General features: G+C 28.3%; 16 protein-coding genes and 1 rRNA gene. 5 read left to right on the top strand and 12 right to left on the bottom strand.

The features are described 5' to 3' along the window. The first annotated feature begins 36 nt into the window (after positions 1–36). The 3 genes from H9M94_RS00085 to H9M94_RS00075 are packed head-to-tail and all read left to right on the top strand — an operon-like array spanning position 37 to position 2,692. Positions 37–1,206, top strand: coding sequence for a hypothetical protein (locus H9M94_RS00085; protein WP_187469571.1), 1,170 nt, complete (start codon positions 37–39; stop codon positions 1,204–1,206). 3 nt (positions 1,207–1,209) lie between these two features. After that, entirely contained in the window at positions 1,210–2,127 is a 918-nt protein-coding gene (locus H9M94_RS00080) for an MSC_0882 family membrane protein (protein WP_187469570.1), read from the top strand. Position 2,128: 1 nt separating this feature from the next. After that, positions 2,129–2,692 carry a DJ-1/PfpI family protein gene (locus H9M94_RS00075; RefSeq protein WP_187469569.1) on the top strand — a complete coding sequence of 188 codons (564 nt, stop codon included), beginning with the start codon at positions 2,129–2,131 and terminating at the stop codon, positions 2,690–2,692. Between the two features lie 37 nt (positions 2,693–2,729). Here the strand turns inward: H9M94_RS00075 and H9M94_RS00070 are convergent, their stop codons facing one another. From H9M94_RS00070 to H9M94_RS00050, 5 genes are all read right to left on the bottom strand, one after another. Beyond that, a complete protein-coding gene (locus tag H9M94_RS00070) occupies positions 2,730–3,542 on the bottom strand; it encodes a PQ-loop domain-containing transporter (RefSeq protein WP_187469568.1) in 813 nt (270 codons plus the stop codon). A gap of 71 nt (positions 3,543–3,613) precedes the next feature. Then, positions 3,614–4,447 carry an HAD family hydrolase gene (locus H9M94_RS00065; protein WP_187469567.1) on the bottom strand — a complete coding sequence of 278 codons (834 nt, stop codon included), beginning with the start codon at positions 4,445–4,447 and terminating at the stop codon, positions 3,614–3,616. A 123-nt stretch (positions 4,448–4,570) separates the two neighbouring features. After that, complete coding sequence (gene hinT, locus H9M94_RS00060; protein ID WP_187469566.1) at positions 4,571–4,891, bottom strand: histidine triad protein HinT; 321 nt, start codon at positions 4,889–4,891, stop codon at positions 4,571–4,573. After that, the gene (locus H9M94_RS00055; protein WP_187469565.1) at positions 4,891–6,153 is read right to left on the bottom strand and encodes a HinT-interacting membrane complex lipoprotein P60; all 1,263 of its coding nucleotides are present in this window, start codon (positions 6,151–6,153) and stop codon (positions 4,891–4,893) included. The genes hinT and H9M94_RS00055 overlap by 1 nt, the downstream gene beginning before the upstream one ends. Next, positions 6,153–8,273 carry a HinT-interacting membrane complex protein P80 gene (locus tag H9M94_RS00050; protein ID WP_187469564.1) on the bottom strand — a complete coding sequence of 707 codons (2,121 nt, stop codon included), beginning with the start codon at positions 8,271–8,273 and terminating at the stop codon, positions 6,153–6,155. The genes H9M94_RS00055 and H9M94_RS00050 overlap by 1 nt, the downstream gene beginning before the upstream one ends. A gap of 70 nt (positions 8,274–8,343) precedes the next feature. On the opposite strand from H9M94_RS00050, the gene H9M94_RS00045 reads away from it, so the two are divergent. Next, on the top strand, positions 8,344–8,880 hold the full coding sequence (locus H9M94_RS00045; protein WP_187469563.1) for a hypothetical protein: 537 nt from the start codon (positions 8,344–8,346) through the stop codon (positions 8,878–8,880). A gap of 98 nt (positions 8,881–8,978) precedes the next feature. On the opposite strand, the gene rrf is transcribed toward H9M94_RS00045, so the two are convergent. The 4 genes from rrf to rpmH all read right to left on the bottom strand — a co-directional run bounded on the left by rrf (position 8,979) and on the right by rpmH (position 11,868). Then, positions 8,979–9,084, bottom strand: a 5S ribosomal RNA gene (gene rrf / locus H9M94_RS00040). Positions 9,085–9,318: 234 nt separating this feature from the next. Further along, positions 9,319–11,388: a membrane protein insertase YidC gene (yidC, locus tag H9M94_RS00035; RefSeq protein ID WP_187469562.1), complete on the bottom strand. Its 2,070-nt coding sequence runs from the start codon at positions 11,386–11,388 to the stop codon at positions 9,319–9,321. Continuing rightward, positions 11,375–11,713, bottom strand: coding sequence for a ribonuclease P protein component (gene rnpA / locus H9M94_RS00030; RefSeq protein ID WP_187469561.1), 339 nt, complete (start codon positions 11,711–11,713; stop codon positions 11,375–11,377). Before rnpA ends, yidC begins: the two co-directional genes overlap by 14 nt. 8 nt (positions 11,714–11,721) lie before the next feature. Beyond that, on the bottom strand, positions 11,722–11,868 hold the full coding sequence (rpmH, locus tag H9M94_RS00025; protein ID WP_004794083.1) for a 50S ribosomal protein L34: 147 nt from the start codon (positions 11,866–11,868) through the stop codon (positions 11,722–11,724). A gap of 218 nt (positions 11,869–12,086) precedes the next feature. On the opposite strand from rpmH, the gene serS reads away from it, so the two are divergent. After that, a complete protein-coding gene (serS, locus tag H9M94_RS00020) occupies positions 12,087–13,355 on the top strand; it encodes a serine--tRNA ligase (protein WP_187469560.1) in 1,269 nt (422 codons plus the stop codon). A 92-nt stretch (positions 13,356–13,447) separates the two neighbouring features. Here serS and H9M94_RS00015 read toward each other — a convergent pair whose 3' ends face one another. From H9M94_RS00015 to H9M94_RS00005, 3 genes are all read right to left on the bottom strand, one after another. Continuing rightward, a complete protein-coding gene (locus H9M94_RS00015) occupies positions 13,448–13,663 on the bottom strand; it encodes an RNA-binding S4 domain-containing protein (protein WP_187469559.1) in 216 nt (71 codons plus the stop codon). After that, positions 13,663–14,814, bottom strand: a complete 1,152-nt coding sequence (dnaN, locus tag H9M94_RS00010) for a DNA polymerase III subunit beta (protein ID WP_187469558.1) — start codon at positions 14,812–14,814, stop codon at positions 13,663–13,665. Before dnaN ends, H9M94_RS00015 begins: the two co-directional genes overlap by 1 nt. 137 nt (positions 14,815–14,951) lie before the next feature. Further along, complete coding sequence (locus H9M94_RS00005) at positions 14,952–16,361, bottom strand: DnaA ATPase domain-containing protein (RefSeq protein ID WP_187469557.1); 1,410 nt, start codon at positions 16,359–16,361, stop codon at positions 14,952–14,954. Positions 16,362–16,386: the final 25 nt, after the last annotated feature.

The following is a 16,386-nucleotide window of genomic DNA, read 5'->3' as shown; positions in this document are numbered from 1 at the left end:
ATAGATTCATTTTTTAACACTTCTTCTTCAAATGTTATGGCAATAATTATTCCAATCTGAATTGGTATAGCAATTTTCATTGCATTTCTATTCGGATATTTTGGTAAATATAAATGAGCAATCGGAAGACTTATCGTTCTTATTTTAACCATTATTGGTGCAGTTATTACTGCAAGCACACTATCTGAAAATCTAGCAGATACAATACGGGATTATGTTAAAAAACACTTTGGTGATGACTTCACTTTCATAAATCAATTCTATGAGCAAGCAATACCTTTCGCAACTACTCTAATCACATTATTGATTTATATTGGTTTAAAAATCATCTTTTACATTGTTATGTTTATAATTTCACTCATAAAAAGAAATAAAAATAAACAAAAGAAAAAGAAAAGATTACGTAGAATATTTTTCGCTGGTTTACCTTCTGCAATTATAAGTATTCCATCAACATTATTTTGAGGAAATATATTATCAGTTTCAGAACCAGCAAATACAACAATATCATATGTAACTAATGAATTTGGTACAAAAATCATAACAGGTGGCAAGGGCGCTAATATGGCGGGTGTTAACTTAGCAGTTCAAGGTGCTAGTGACATTGCCAATAGTAGTTCCGAAGTTGGAAAAATATTATCTAAAAAAGCTAAGGATATGACACCTGAAGATTTTGAAAAACTTACAAAAGCAGTTACAAGCATAACTCAATCGCTTGCGAATAAAGATGTCCGTAAATTAGCTTTAACTGGACTTAAATCACAACTTATTGATAACACAAAAATAAATTCAGCATTATCAAAAGATACAATTGATAATTGAATTAATGAAACAGAAAAGAAATTAAATGAGGATCCAAAATATTCTTCTTTAACAAAAGAAGAAAAACAAAATGAATTCACAAAAGAATTTGCAACAACCGCATCTAAAACATTTGAAGAATTATTAAACAAAGATAACAAAGATTCATCAAATGAAAATAGTGCATTACTAGTTACAGTAAAAACATTTATTGATAACTTAGATACAGACGTAATTGATGATGTAACCGACACTGTTACTGATTTATTCAAACAAAAACTTGAGGAATATAAAATCAATTATGATGAACTACCATTAAATGCAAAAGAAGCATTTGCAAATGTAGTCGACTACATTGGTAAAATAAAATTACCAAATCAAAATACAAAGGAGAATGGGGGGTAATTAATGTTCCGTCCTAAAAATACATCACCTTCAAGCGTTCAACAATTAACCGCAGAAGTGCCTGCAACAATTAATGAAGAACAAAATAGAATTGAAGAAGTTGATTCAAACGAGATATTATCAAGACCATTAGCAAATACACTTAAACGTGAAAAACGTATTGTATGATTTGCTTTCTGATTCTGATTTGGTATCTTCATTGCTGCGTGAATTGGTGTTTTAATGAACTACTTCTTAAACACAATTCCAGGTCAAAAAGAATCAAATCCAACACAAGGTTTAGCTTGATATATTATGTTTGCATTAATAATTCTCATTTCGTTTGCATTATTTATAAAAGCAACATTTAAAATCTCAGCAATCAAAAAAACCCTTGTGGCATGCCGCGAAAGTACTCAATCCGGTGATATTTTTGCAGCTAACACTACTATTACCGATATCTTTCGCGCTACCACAATGAAAAAAATGAGATTATCTTGAATTTTCGCCTTTGTTATTACATACTTTGGTTTATTCAATTTAATAATTTTAATGTTCTTAAACATATATGGTGGTATTTGAGAAATACATAGTAATTCTGCTTCATTCAAATATGATATTACTATTAATTGATGAGCAATTTTCGACAACGCATTCGGAAATGTTAAAACATTACTATGAGTTGATCTAGGTGTTGCATTTGGGATTATTACTCTATTTGTATTCACAAACTTATATGATACGAAACGTATCATGGATCTTAAAAAATATTTAGGGCAAGATGCAAACACTATTATTACAACAGTTAATAGCGATAAATCATCAGAAAACAAAGCTTGATTTAAAGTTTATATCATAGTCTTTGTTTTAGTTGTATTAATGCCGCTTGCTTTACTTTTATTCCTTTTATGAAGAGGAATAATCAGAAAGGGAAAAAAATAATATGAAACTATTAGTTTTACTTGAAAACACATTCAATGATATTGAATTAACAACAACACTATCAATCTTTAAAGCATCAAATAAATTTGATGAAATCACATTCTATTCATCATATGCTAATAAATCAGTTGGTCAATTTAACATTACAACAGTCGATTCAATCATAAACGAAGTGAATGTAAATGATTATGATGCAATCTTTATTCCAGGCGGAAGTGGTTGTCAAACATTAAGAACAAACAAAGATAACTTAAATACAATTAAACAATTTATCGATGCACAAAAACGTGTTTTTGCTATTTGTGATGCACCAAATGTACTTGCAGAAACAAAAATATTACCTGATGTTAAATATTCTTCATATCCAAGTGAATGAAGTATTCTAACAAGAACAGAAAAACGTACTGATAATGATGTTACAGTTGATCAACAATTCATCACTGCACGTAATGCTGTTTCAGCAGAACAATTTGGTTTTACAATCTTAAAAGAACTTTTTGGTAAAGATCATGCAAACGCAGTTTACCAAGCAATATCTGGTAACATTGATAAAACTATTTTTTAGAGTTTAGAAAAAATACGTGAACTTAATCACGTATTTTTTATTGAGCTTTTCTTATTCCTTTTTTAATTAAGATTCTATCGTGTAATGTGAATCCTAATTGCACTGAGAATAAAATTAATGAAATTATTTGTCATGTAAGTCCAGCAAATAAACTACCTGTATCTGGGTTTGTTTGAGCATTTTGTTGTGCTATTCCTAAACATCATCAAATAATTCATACAATGTTGTTTACAACATATAACACATACATTCAGTATGTAACAGATTGTCATTGATTTGTTTTGAATGATTGAACAAGTTGAGGTGTAAATGCTAAAGTAGTTAATGCAGGGAAAACAAATCCCATTACTGTAGATGCTGTTGCAGGTACTTTTAATAAGAAACTGTTAGCGTCGTGGTTTCAATCTGCAATGTAGAAACCAATTAACACAGCTCCAATAACTCATGTAATACCTACACCAATGTATCCACGCATTTTTCTTTCAGCTGAAAATTCTGCTTTATGTTTATAAAGTAAAATAGTCATAACACCATTTACAAATAAACTTACACCGTCGGCAACCATAACGTTTAACATAACCTGATTTAACTGGTTAGTTGCACCTCATACTACTCATAATAAAATTCCAATGTGGAAAATTCAAAATGATGTAAAACTTACGTCTCCTGTCTTTTTATCTTTGATTAATTTGAATAATTGTGGCAAACTAAGTGAGATAACAAACACCACTGACATCCAAAGAAAAACTTGGAAAGGAATGTCGAAAGGTGTTGCTTTCATTGCTGCAACAGATCCTGTTGAAGTATCTGATGTAGCAAATAATGCCTTAATACTTTCTGTTATTTTCATATGTCTCAATTTTATAACTTTTATGCTTAAAACAAAGCGAAAAAAAGACTGCAAAAACAGTCTTAAATTCATTATTTTTGTGTAATAATTTCCATCATTTTTTCACCGATGGTTGCAGTTTCATGATCACCAATAACGTAATCAGCTACTGCTTTTGCTTCTTGTGTTGCATTACCAACAGCTACTCCAATGTGGGCTTTTTCGATCATTTCAACATCATTACCACTATCACCAAAAGTTACTAAATTTTGGGTTGTTAAGCCTAGTGATTTAAGTAATTCAACAATACCAACATATTTAGAAATTCCTTCTGGGTTTACATCAGTATAAACAGAATTTGTTAAGTAAACTTCACATGGTAAATCTTTTGTTTTTTCTCTTATTTCATCTGTAATTGCTTTTGCAGTTTCAAGTGGATTTCTAAGAGCAATTTGTGTGATTACTGAATCATGGTTTAAAACTACATGTTCTAATGTATCTAAATCAACTACATTAAAAATATTCATATCCATAATTTGTTGTTCAGTCATTCATGCCGGGAATTTGTTGTTTGGTAAATATGAACCATTAAAATCGATTGTGTCTACGGTTAAGATTAAATCGTGTTCTAATGCAACATCTTTAAGTATTCAAAACACCTTATTTAAAAGTGTTTTTACAACATGAGTTGTCTGGTTTTTAACATCATAATATAATGCACCATTTGAACAAACTATGTAGTCAATTTCACTTAATTCACCATTTTCAATTAATGGTAAAACTTTCTTTAGACCTCTACCTGTAGCGATTACATTGTAGTGTCCTTGTTCTCTTGAATGCTTTAAAACTTTTTTAGTTTCTGGGTTGATTGTATTATCTTTACGTAACAATGTTCCATCTAAATCGAATGCAAATAAACGTTTCATTTTTCTCCTTTGTTAAAACTCGCTAAATTATTTTAGCATTTTGTGAGATTTTTGTAATCATTTCCAGTTTTTTTGCATAATGAAAACAACATGCCGAAACATGTTGTTTTTGATTTATAAATATTATTTGTAAGGTATTACATGAATATGAGTGTGAAATACTTCTTGACCTGCTGTTTTACCAGTATTGATATAAATTTTAAAACCAGGTATTCCTTTGTCAATAATCTCTTCTTTTGCTAATTTACGTGCTATTTTCATAGCATATAAGAACTCTTCTTCAGTGTTTTGAATAATGTTATCAACTTGTGTTTTTGGTATCACTAAAAAGTGACCTTCACGAACTGGATTTACATCGTAAATAGCAATAACTTTGTCATCTTCGTAAAGAATTTTAGAAGGGATTTCACGTTTAATTATTTTTGTGAAAATAGAATCTTGCATTATTGTTCCTTAACAACATATGGTAAATCTTTTGTTGCATCTCCAACTAAAGATTTTTCATCAACTTTAACTGTGTAACCTAATTTTGTAAATGCTTCTTGAACTGTTTTAAATAATGAATCATCATATAAAGCTAATAAAATTGATAATTCAGTTGTTTTATCAGCATATGGTGTACCTTCAAATGAAAGTTTCTTAATTGTTTCTTTTTTACCTTCTGCATTGGTGATTTCGAAATCTTTTCCAATTGGAGCTATTTGTGAAAGGTATGATACAACGATTTTTGAATTATTATCAGATGTTTTAATAGGTGTAACTAAAGTACCATCTTCATTAACTTTAACAATTTCTTTTGTAACTGGGTTGTAGAATCCAACAAAAGTATCGTTTGATGTTTTGTCTTTTAATGTATCGTATGAATAATCAATATTAAATGGGTTTGGTTTTAATCCTTTATATCCACCTAAAGTTCTTTCAAATGTAGCACGTTCATTAAGTAATAAGTTTTGTCCTGGAGTAACAATTGCTGATGGTGAGTTTTTGATTAAATTTGTGTAATCTTCAATATTTTTAATTGTTAATTGTGCTGTTGTGAATACATCATTTTGATTTGAGCTTTCATATTGTCATAATTGAACAATTTTCTTACCTAAAATATAGTTAATTAAATTGAATGATGCTAAATCATATTGATTTTTGTATTTTTCATATGTTTGTGCATCGATTGCATTTAAATCTTTTTCATTATTTAATAATAAGAATCTAGATGAAAGTAATACACGGTTTGCAATGTTTGCCACACCTGTTTCATCAACATTATAAAGAATGTTAAATTGTTCTTGTGTTACATAACCTTGGAATGCATTTTGATCTAATGAGGCTAATTTTTGAGCTTGATCAGTGTTAAATAAAGCTAAAGATTTTCATGTGTTGTATTGTTTCTTTAAATATAATGGATCATTTTCTAGGTTATATTTGTTTGCTAAAAAGATTGTATATACTTTGAAACCATCTGCTAAAATAGCTTCTTTTACTTTATCGTCAGTGTTATTTGTTTCTGTTTTATATAATGATTCTAAAGTTGATACAAGTCATTTGTTTTCAATTTGATTTCTAACCATTTGAACATTATTTTTGAATAAAGCATCTTGTTTTATTTTTTCTTCAGTATCAACAGTTTGTGCACATGATACTGCAACAATTGGTGATGCTATTGCAACTGGAGCGATTAATGCTGATAATTTTTTAAATATTTTTGTCATTATTTTGCTCCTTTTTTAAATGATTTTGTAATTGCATCAAAAATAATTTGTGTTGCACTGTTTTCACTTGGTGCAGCAGTTGGATCATATGAAATTTTAATTTTTGAATCTTGAATTGTAAAGTTATAACTTGTTTCTGTTGATGTTGTTTTATTAATTCAATTATTTGCGTTTGTTAATGATGTGATTAATTTTTGATCAGCAATTCCATTTGTTACTAATGAAATACTATTAGCTAATTCATTAACTTTTTCTGATGTAAATAATTTAGCATCTGATTTTTCTAATTGATCTTTGAAATCTTTGTTTACTAATGCTTTACCAAGAATATCTTCTGATGAAACATCATTTAATTGTTCAATAATGTTGAAGTATGTTTTATCATTGCCTAATTTATTTAATGCATCTTGTTTGATTAAGTCATTGAATTTTTCGATTGTATCAATGTTTGTGAATCTTACAATTTTAAGACCTTTATCTGTTGTAATTAATAATGCATCAGGCATATCAGTAATTGAGTATACAAAAGAAAGTAAGTTTCTTCCATTTGATTCTTTAACTAAGTTAGCATTGAAAATACCTTTAACTAATGCTTCATATTGTTCTTTTGTAAGAGAATCAATGTATTGGTCAATGTTTTTATCAATTTCTAAAACTTTGTTTGTTGCATCACTAATGTTTTGTGCTGCTTTCGCTTCAGTTACTAATGAATCGATTTGTGCTTGTTTTTCAGCAGGTAATTTAAACATTTCTGTTAATGAAACTGTTGGTAATTTGTTAGATGCACTTTCAAATACTTCTTTTGATATTGATCCTAAACCTAAATCTAAGTTTCTTGTAAATAAGTTAGCAGATGTTACAACACCTGTTGTACCTAATTTTTGATCTGTTGAAAGTGTTAATGCATTTAAGTATGTTCTGTAAGTGTTAAGTTTTTCTAAATATTGTGCATTTGTTTCATCTTGTGATTTAACAGCATATTGTGTTACATCTTTAAATGATTTTAATAATTCAATATTTGATGAAATTTCAAAACTTGTTCCATCTGAGTTTGGACGAATATTGTATTTAAGTAATGCTTTTAAAACTTTCTTATGAGCTTCATCTGAAACATTAAATGCTGAGTATAAATCATTTGAAGGAATTCCAGGTAAGTCATAAACCGTTGGAATTGTTAAACCATTTTCATTAAAGAAATCTTGAATTCTTGTTTCAACAACTTTGGCAACGGGATCAAATGATCTAGTTGTAAGCGTGATAACTTCTTCTGGATTTGTTGGACTTACAAAGTAGTTAACATTTTCTTTGTAGAATGGATAGATTTTGTCACCTTTATTGAATAAAACAATTGGTTTACCATTAGTATCTTTTTCAACTTCACCATTTACATTAACTTTGTAGATATCTTTGTTTGCTACACGGTTAATGTTTTTAAGTGTTGTTTTTTCAAATGTGATTTCAAAACGTCTTTTTGCTACTGCTTCAACTTCTTTGAATGTTAAATAATCTACTGCTTCTTTTGTTGATGTTGATTTTCCGTATTGATCAGTTTTAAGAGTTTCAATGTATTTTTCTTCTCAATGCTCATAACCATAAGTTTTCTTTAAAAGACTTTCTAGATCAGCAAGTTTGTTTTGAACATCTTTTTTGATTTCATCTAAACTTCTTAAAGCGATTGAGTTGTTAACTTTTTCACCTTCTAAAAGTGATTCATTGTAATCTTTTTGATATTGCACTGATGCAGCAACTTCTTTTTCATAGAAGTAGAATGTTGATTGTCTATACGCATCTTGAATCTCTTTTGAAACTTTAACACCATTATCCTCAATGAATTTTGTTGCGCTACCAACAGTAATCGATGAAAGATCAGAGTTTTTTGGACCTGATATTGTCACTAATTTTGTTTCATTTGAAATTGGTTGTTTGTAGTTTTTATTTGTAACTGTAACTGCAAGCGGAATTGTGATAGCTGCAATAACACCAACTGCTAAAGCTGAAAAGGCTATAATTAAAGTTTTCTTTCTTTTGCTTTTGTTGGTAATTTGTTTTTTCTTTTTCTCATCATGTCTGTCGTTCATTTCAGTTAAACGCTCAAAAAATGATTTTTGTCTTTTAGCCATAATACCTCTATTTTCTGTAAAATATAATTTTAATAAAATTATAACAAATTTAATACTTTATAATTGAAATATGAATAGTAATGATTTAAGTACAGTTTTTCAATATTTCAATAAATTGGCCAAGGAATTAAAATTTGTTTATTCGTTAGATAAAAAAACCTTAGACGAAGCAATAAACAAGAAAAACATCACAGGTCCAATTTATTTATGCATTACTTTTGAAGGACTACTTAAACTTAAAATGTTTTATCCAAACATCTTAAAATTAAATAAAAAAGAAGTAGATAAAAACCCACTTCCATATATAACAATTAATGATCTTAAAATTTACCTAAATGTGCTTGTAGAAAGTGAAAAACATTTTATTAACCAAAAGAAAATGGATAAAATTTGGGAACGTGTTTCGACTAATAAAAAGTATGATATTTTTTCAATAATTGATAACTTGTATTCTTCTACACCTGATGTTTGAATTTACATTTATTATGATGAAGAAACAAAGAAGGTATTATCGAGCCAAATCACACGTTTAAATCCTTTATACTACAAAGTAGTAGATGTAGACAACTTACGTTTACCTTACTTTGAATACTTTATAAAAAAATAATAGCTCCGGCTATTTTTTAATTTCCAAAATAACATTTAATTATTTTTACTAAGAACAGATAATAGCAATTAAGCTGTTTTTAATAAAAAAGTATAAAAAAACAGCGATGCCCTATTTTCACCATGCGGCTATCGTCGGCACTGAAGGGCTTAACTACTGAGTTCGGAATGGATTCAGGTGATCCCCTTCGCTATTATCGCTACAAATATTTTAACACAAAAAAGACATTGTCAAGAAAAAATAAAAAAAATTTTTGAGTGATAACCGTCATTTATTTTGTCACTTTTAACATCTTAAAATTTAACAGATTTTAGATGTAATGATATCTACTCTGAATTGATGTTGTTTTTGTTTTATAATGGTGTTTTATAAAGTGTATAAAAAACCTTTAACCCTATGACTCAATAATAAAAGACGGTTTTAACCGTCCTTATTATTTTAAGATTTCTTTGTATATTTTGGTAAGATTTTTTCTTTAAATCATTTTGTCTTAATAAATTTATGAATAGCAACTGCTTGAATAATTGTTCAGATTGAACCAAAGATTCAGTAAACTTGAACACCAGCACTAAACATAAGAGTAATTACTGTAAACACAAGCATCATAATTTTTTGTGTTTTTTCACTTTTCTTAAGTGCTTGAGCTTCAGCGATTGTTGTTCTTCTCTTGAATTTTTTCTTATTAAGGAATTGTGGAATATACATTGAAAGAAGTTGAAGTACCACTGTCGCTACTAAGATTCATAAGTAAACCCAATTTCCAGCGAATAAACGTTGGTATGAGATAGAAGCGAAGTTCACTCCAAGTCATTCTGTTTGTTTGATTTCTGGAATACTTTGAATAACTCTTCACATAGCAAGGAAAAGTGGCATTGAAAGTATCATTGTACCAAACTGATCAAGTGGATTTATATTATATTTGCTATATAACGCTTGTATTTCTTGTTGTTTACGCATTTTCATAGCTTTATTATTTTCAAGACCTTTGTATTTAGCTTCAATAGCGGCTTTTTTATATTTAAGCTCTTCTGAAACTTGTTGCATTATTGTTGTCTTGAATGTAATCGCTAATGAAATAAGACGTGTAATAACTACCGCAATAATAATAGCGATAATTGATGCTCAACCATTTATACCATCAACAGGCATTGCTTGACGAAGTGATTGAATTAAGATTGAAATTGGATAAACAAGTAAACCATAGAATGGTCCATATCCTCATGCTTCACCTCAATTTGTAACTGGGGCAATTGCATAATCACCAGATAATGCAATTGCTGAAACGTTTTGAGATTTTAAAACATTGATATTTGGATCAAATTTTTGATCTTCTTTTACAACAGGAATATTTTCAGGATTTTGTTGATTAAAGTATCTAAGATCAACAAGTCATTTTGAAATCACATTTTGGTAAACATTGATTAATGTGTACTCCACAGGTGAAATTTCCATGTTGACAAAGTTATTTGCTTTTCAGATATTGATTTTGTGTTTGAATCAATCAGTTGGATCGATTGGAGTAGATAAGCCAGCTGCTGCACCTAATTGTCTAGCATATTCTGTGCCTACACCAAAGGTTGATAAATAGTAAACTTGTAAAACATCTCTAGCAAATGCATTTCTTGCGTTTGTTAAAGTACCTTGTAAACCATCTACAAATTCAACTTTTTGAACACCAGTAATGTTTTCGATTTCAAAATTACCATTTGCATTAACGAAATTAACTTTCTTTTCAGTTTCTTTACCGTTACTATCTGTTTCGGTTTTTGCTTCTGTTTTAAGTGTTAAAAAGTTTTTAGGTTTATCTTGATATTTAACTGTTACTGTTTGTTCTTTACCTTCAGCATTTTTGTAAGTTAACTCAGTTGGTTCTGCTTTTTCAGCAAAATCAAATGCTAACACATAAATATCTTTAGTTTTATCAGCTAAGTATTTGTATGTTTTTTGTGTTTCTGAGAAGAATAAGTATCTTTTTTCACCATTTACTTCTCTTGAAACAATTGGTTCTTCTTGAATACCTGTTATGTAACCGTTATTTGATAAAACTTCATTTACAGGCATATTTACAGATGTAATGAATTTGTTTCATACACCATATTCACCACCATTTGTTTCTGTTTGTTTTCTAATTGCTTTGAGAAGATCGTTTTCAGACTTGATTTGGTAGTTGATGAAAACGTTATCTTCTGGATCAACAACTGGTTGTGTTAAAGTAAATTCTTTTTCTTCTTTATCTTTTAATTCAATCTTAACTGTTTCTGATTTATTGATAAAGGTATTAACTCTTGGTGCAATATGATCTTTGCTTTTATAAAACTCAATCCCGTTACCTACGTTGTATGAGTTTTTAATGACGAATGCTTGAACACACCCTGTCATTGTAAGACCGAAAAGAAAAATGTAAAAAAGTAATTTGATTCAATAAAGAACCTTTTTACGAACAGACTTTCTTTTCTCTCTTGGATCATCACCTTGAGTGAAATATTTAAAATTGTTAGATTTTTTCATTTTTCCTAAATTTCTCGAAAAGTTTCTTTATCTCACTTGATTTTGTTCCAAAATCACTTGAGATAAATTCTTTACGTACAATGAGAACTAATTCGTATTTTAAATCAAGTAATGGAATTTGATTTAAGATGGCTCTCAATTGTCTTTTGTATAAATTTCGACCTACTGCACCTGCGAATTTTTTAGGTACTGTTAATCCGACTTTAAATTGCTTTGCCGGTTTGTAATAAATGATTAAAAATTTGTTTAAAATGTGTGAACCTTTGCCTCGATTCATCACATTGTCAAATTCTCAATTCTTTTTAAGTCGATATTGTTTTTTCATTATTGAAATTATTTATCTGAAACTGTTAATCTTTTTCTACCTTTAGCTCTTCTTGCTGCTAAAACTTTTCTTCCGTTAGCAGTTTTCATTCTAGCTCTGAACCCGTGAACTTTTGCGTGTTTACGTTTGTTTGGTTGATATGTTCTTTTGCTCATAATTTTCCCTCCTTGTGAAATGTTTTTATATTTTATATAAGCGTGTTTATATTATACAATAAATTAAAAAACTTTAATTTGCAAAAAAACAAGGAAAAATTCGACTTTTCTTGCTTTGTTGTAGTTATATACATAAAATTTATAATTTTATAATTGCAGAAATGAGTGCTTTTTTTGAATTGTTGTATAATTTAGAAAATTCAAAATTGGAGATAAAAATGTTAAATTTAAAATATGTTTTAAGTAACACAGATACAGTTAGAAAAAACCTAGTAAATCGTGGTTTTAATATCGATATTTATGATAGATTTGTTGAACTTGCGCAACAACGTGGAAAACTTATGAATCTTTCACAAACTAAAAAAAGTGAACTCACTAATTTATCAAAAGAATTCGGTAAATTTAAAAACGATCCACAAGCACTTGCTCAAATCAAAGAAAAAATAGCTAACATCAAAAAAGAAGAAACTGAATTATCAAAACAAACTGATGAATTAAACAATGAAATTAACGAATTAATCTTACAAATTCCTAACACAACATTAGATGAAGTGCCTGTTGGTGCTGATGAAAATGAAAACATTGTTTTAAATACATATGATAAATTAGGACGTGGTTTAGTTAAAGATGTTTTACCACACTACGAAATTGCTAAACAATTAGATATTATCGACTTAGAAAGAGCAACAAAATTATCAGGTTCAAGATATGTTATCTATAAAAATGCTGGTTCAAGATTAATCAGAGCATTAATTAACTTCATGTTAGATTTACACGCAACAAAAGGTTACAATGAATTTAATACACCTGTTATCGTTAAGGCAGATATGCTTTACGGGACAGGTCAATTACCTAAATTTAAAGAAGATTTATACAAACTAGAAGGTGTAGATGAATATTTAATTCCTACTGCAGAAGTTACATTAACAAACTATTACAATAGTGAAATCATTAATTTAAGCACACCATTTAGAGCAACTGGTTATACAGAATGTTTTAGATCTGAAGCAGGTTCATCTGGTAAAGATACTCGTGGAATTTTACGTCAACACGAATTTAAGAAAATTGAATTAGTTAAAGTTACAAAAGAAGAAGATGCAATTAAAGAATTTGAATTAATGTTAGAAGATGCAAAAGATGTTTTAACTAAATTAGAAATTCCTTTTCGTGAATTACTTTTATGTACTGGTGATTTAGGTTTTTCATCTAGAAAAACAATTGATTTAGAATTATGATTACCATCTGAACAACGTTTTAGAGAGGTTTCATCAGTTTCATATATGGGTGATTTTCAAGCACGTAGAGCAATGATTAGATATAGAAATGAAGAGGGTAAAACTGAATACGCGCACACAATGAATGGTTCAGGAGTTGCTATTGACCGTGTTATTGCTGCATTACTTGAAATTTACCAAAACGAAGATGGTTCAATAACTGTACCTACTGTTTTAGTTCCATACATGGGTGGAATGACCGTTATTAAATAATAATTAAGAGAAGTTTAAAGAACTTCTTTTTTTATTTAACCTTATGTGTAAGTATTAAAAAACGGACAACTTAATTTTTGTCCATTTTTAGTTTACTCTTCATCTTTTGTTATTTTATAAATGGTATCGTTAACTCAAACGATATCACCAACGTGAATTTTTGAACCACGTCCTTCTGGTGTTCTATCATTTATTTTAATGTCGTTGTTTTCAATAAAGAATCTCGCTGCACCACCTGTGTCGATTTCATCTATTTTTTTAAGGAATTGGCTTAACTTTATTGAATCACCTTTAATTTTTATTGTCATTAGTTTCTACTTTCGTCTATTTGTTTTACTTTTTTATATTTTCTAATTGGTGTAATTAATTGAATGTTGTCTGGGTTATTTTTGTTCATTATTAAAACTTTATCTTCGGTATTTGAAACAAAGATATTTAACATACCTGGATCTAATACTTGAGCTGCTTCTTTTACGTAATTGTAATTAAAGTCAAGTTCAATTTTATCACCTTCAAGAATTTCGAATTTTTGTGTTTCTGCAACACCTATTCCGATTTCAGGAACTTCAAACGAAATTTTTAATGAGTTTTGTTCAAATGTAAATTCCATCTTTTTATCTTTTTCTGATGTGTAGAATAAAGCTTTATTAATTGTTTTAATTAATTCTTCTCTTTCAATCGCGAATGTTCTAGAGAATTTTACTTGAAATAATTGTGAAACATCCATAAATTGCATTTTATTCACTGTAGTTCATACATTAGTGTTTTCATATGAGATACCGATTTTGTTGTCGTTAAAGTACATAAAAACCTTTTTAGGAGCATCTTTTGTAATTAACTTTCTAAGGTTTTTAGCATCTACTACTAAATTCATTTCTAATTCACGATTAATTGGAAGAATTTCTGTTGAAAGTCTATAAGTATCTGTTGCAATGAAAACGATTTTATTATCATTATCTGATTTAAGATTAATACATTTATAAATTAACGAATTTAAACGGTCGTTTGATGTACTTGTTGAAATTGAAACATCTGAAACGATTTTGTCAAATTTTGTTGAATCGATTTCAAATCTATTTTCATTATCATCAAAACTAATGTTTGGATAAATTCCTGATTCAGATTTAGTTAATGTGAACTTAGTTGAACCTTCATATATATGTATTAAATTACCATTAAGACTAAAAGTAATATTTTTGTCAAACTTTTTAATAATTGTTCTTAACATTGAAGCTTGAATGTAAATATTACCTGATTTTTCTAATTTAATATTTTTTTCATCAACTTTAATAGTTTTTCTTGCCCCCATTGTTGACGAAGCACCAGTTAAAACTAATTGTTCTGAGTCTATTTTAAAATGAATTCCTCTAAATGGTATAAAAGCATCATTTGAATCTATATAGTTAGATAAGAATTCAACGTTTTGTTCGATGAGGTTTTTTGAAATGGTAAATTTCATGATTTCTCCTTATATAATAAATATATCTTGTGAATATGTGTATAACTTTTTTGTTTTTTGACTTTTAAGTCTATTTTATAGGTGTAAAAGAAAGTTATTCACATCTTAATAAATCATCAAAAATGTATATTAAGTTGTTAATTAATTTTGTATATTTGATTTTGTAATTCTTGTACTGTACGTTTTAAAGATTCATCTTTAGTTGCTTTTAATTTTTTAAGAGCATTTAATATTGTTGTATGGTCTTTCTTAAAAACTTTTCCAATTTCAGTAGATGAATAATTTAAATGAATAGATATCATGTAGATAGCAATATGCCGTGCAATAACTATTTCAGACTTTCTAGAACTACTTAAAATGTCTTTTGTTGGTACTTTGTAATATTTACTTACTGCTTTAATAATTACTTCAGGTGTAATGTTTTCTTTTTGTTGAATAACGTTTTCAAAAATACTTTTAATTGTATTTAAAATGTATTCTTGAGGTGTTTCAGAGATTTCTTTTTTGTAATGTGAAACACGTTTTACTGCACCTAATAATGTTCTGATTGAGTTAGTGTGATTTCTAATAATAAAATCTTTAGCTTCATGACTTAATTTACTTGTATCGATGTCATTTACATCTAAAAGGAAGTCTAAAATCTTTGATAAATCATCATGATCTGGCCGCTTAATTTTAGTTATAAAACCCGATTGGAAACGTGTGATTAAACGATTATCAAACATTGGTGAAATTTCGTTTATGTCTTTATCACTGCAAAAAATGGTTATTTTATTCTTTTGCATTCTAAGATCTAAAATTTGGAAGATAAAATCTTTTGTTGATTTTTTATTACCTTCTCCAAAGAACTGAAAATCATCAAAAAGAACGATATCAAATACATCTACTAAATTTCTTTGCATTGTCATTAACTTAGTTTGATCGTTTTCTTTTAATAAGTTAGCTAAGTATTGACTAAATGTATTCGGGTTTACGATAAATGATTTTTTGTTTTGTTTTTTAAACTCGTACTCGATCGCTTTAAGTAGGTGTGTTTTACCTAAACCGGATGCACCCGAGATGAATAAAACATTAAAATCATAATGTCCGCTAGCAACAGATCTACAAATACTTAATGCTTCTCTGTTGAATTTACTTTCAACATAATTAACAAAAGTATACTCACCAACATTATTTTGTGCTGAATTGTTAGATTTTTTAGCTACAGTTTCAACTTTTTTGATTTCTTGAGCTGCAACTTTTTGTGATTCTACATATTCTTGGTCAATGATTTTAAAACCATATTTAGTTCCAAAAACTTCATCAACTGCTTTTCTAAACATATTTTGATGGTAATTTTTAAAGTTATAAAGATCTGGGTAAACTTTTGGGAAAAAGATTACAACTTCGTTATTTTCAATTGAAAGAATACTTAAATCTTTAAAAAGAACTCTAAACAGCATGTTATCTGCTATTTCGTTTTTTATATACTCTCTCAAAAGGTCGCTATAAACTTTTAAGTCTACAACAGAACTATCTGTAATATTTGATTGTTCTATCTTATTCATATCTAAATTTTATAAGTTTAATAAC

Source organism: Mycoplasma sp. Pen4, from assembly GCF_014352955.1.
GTDB lineage: Bacteria > Bacillota_I > Bacilli_A > Mycoplasmatales > Metamycoplasmataceae > Mycoplasmopsis.
This window is presented reverse-complemented; position numbering and strand designations above follow the sequence as displayed.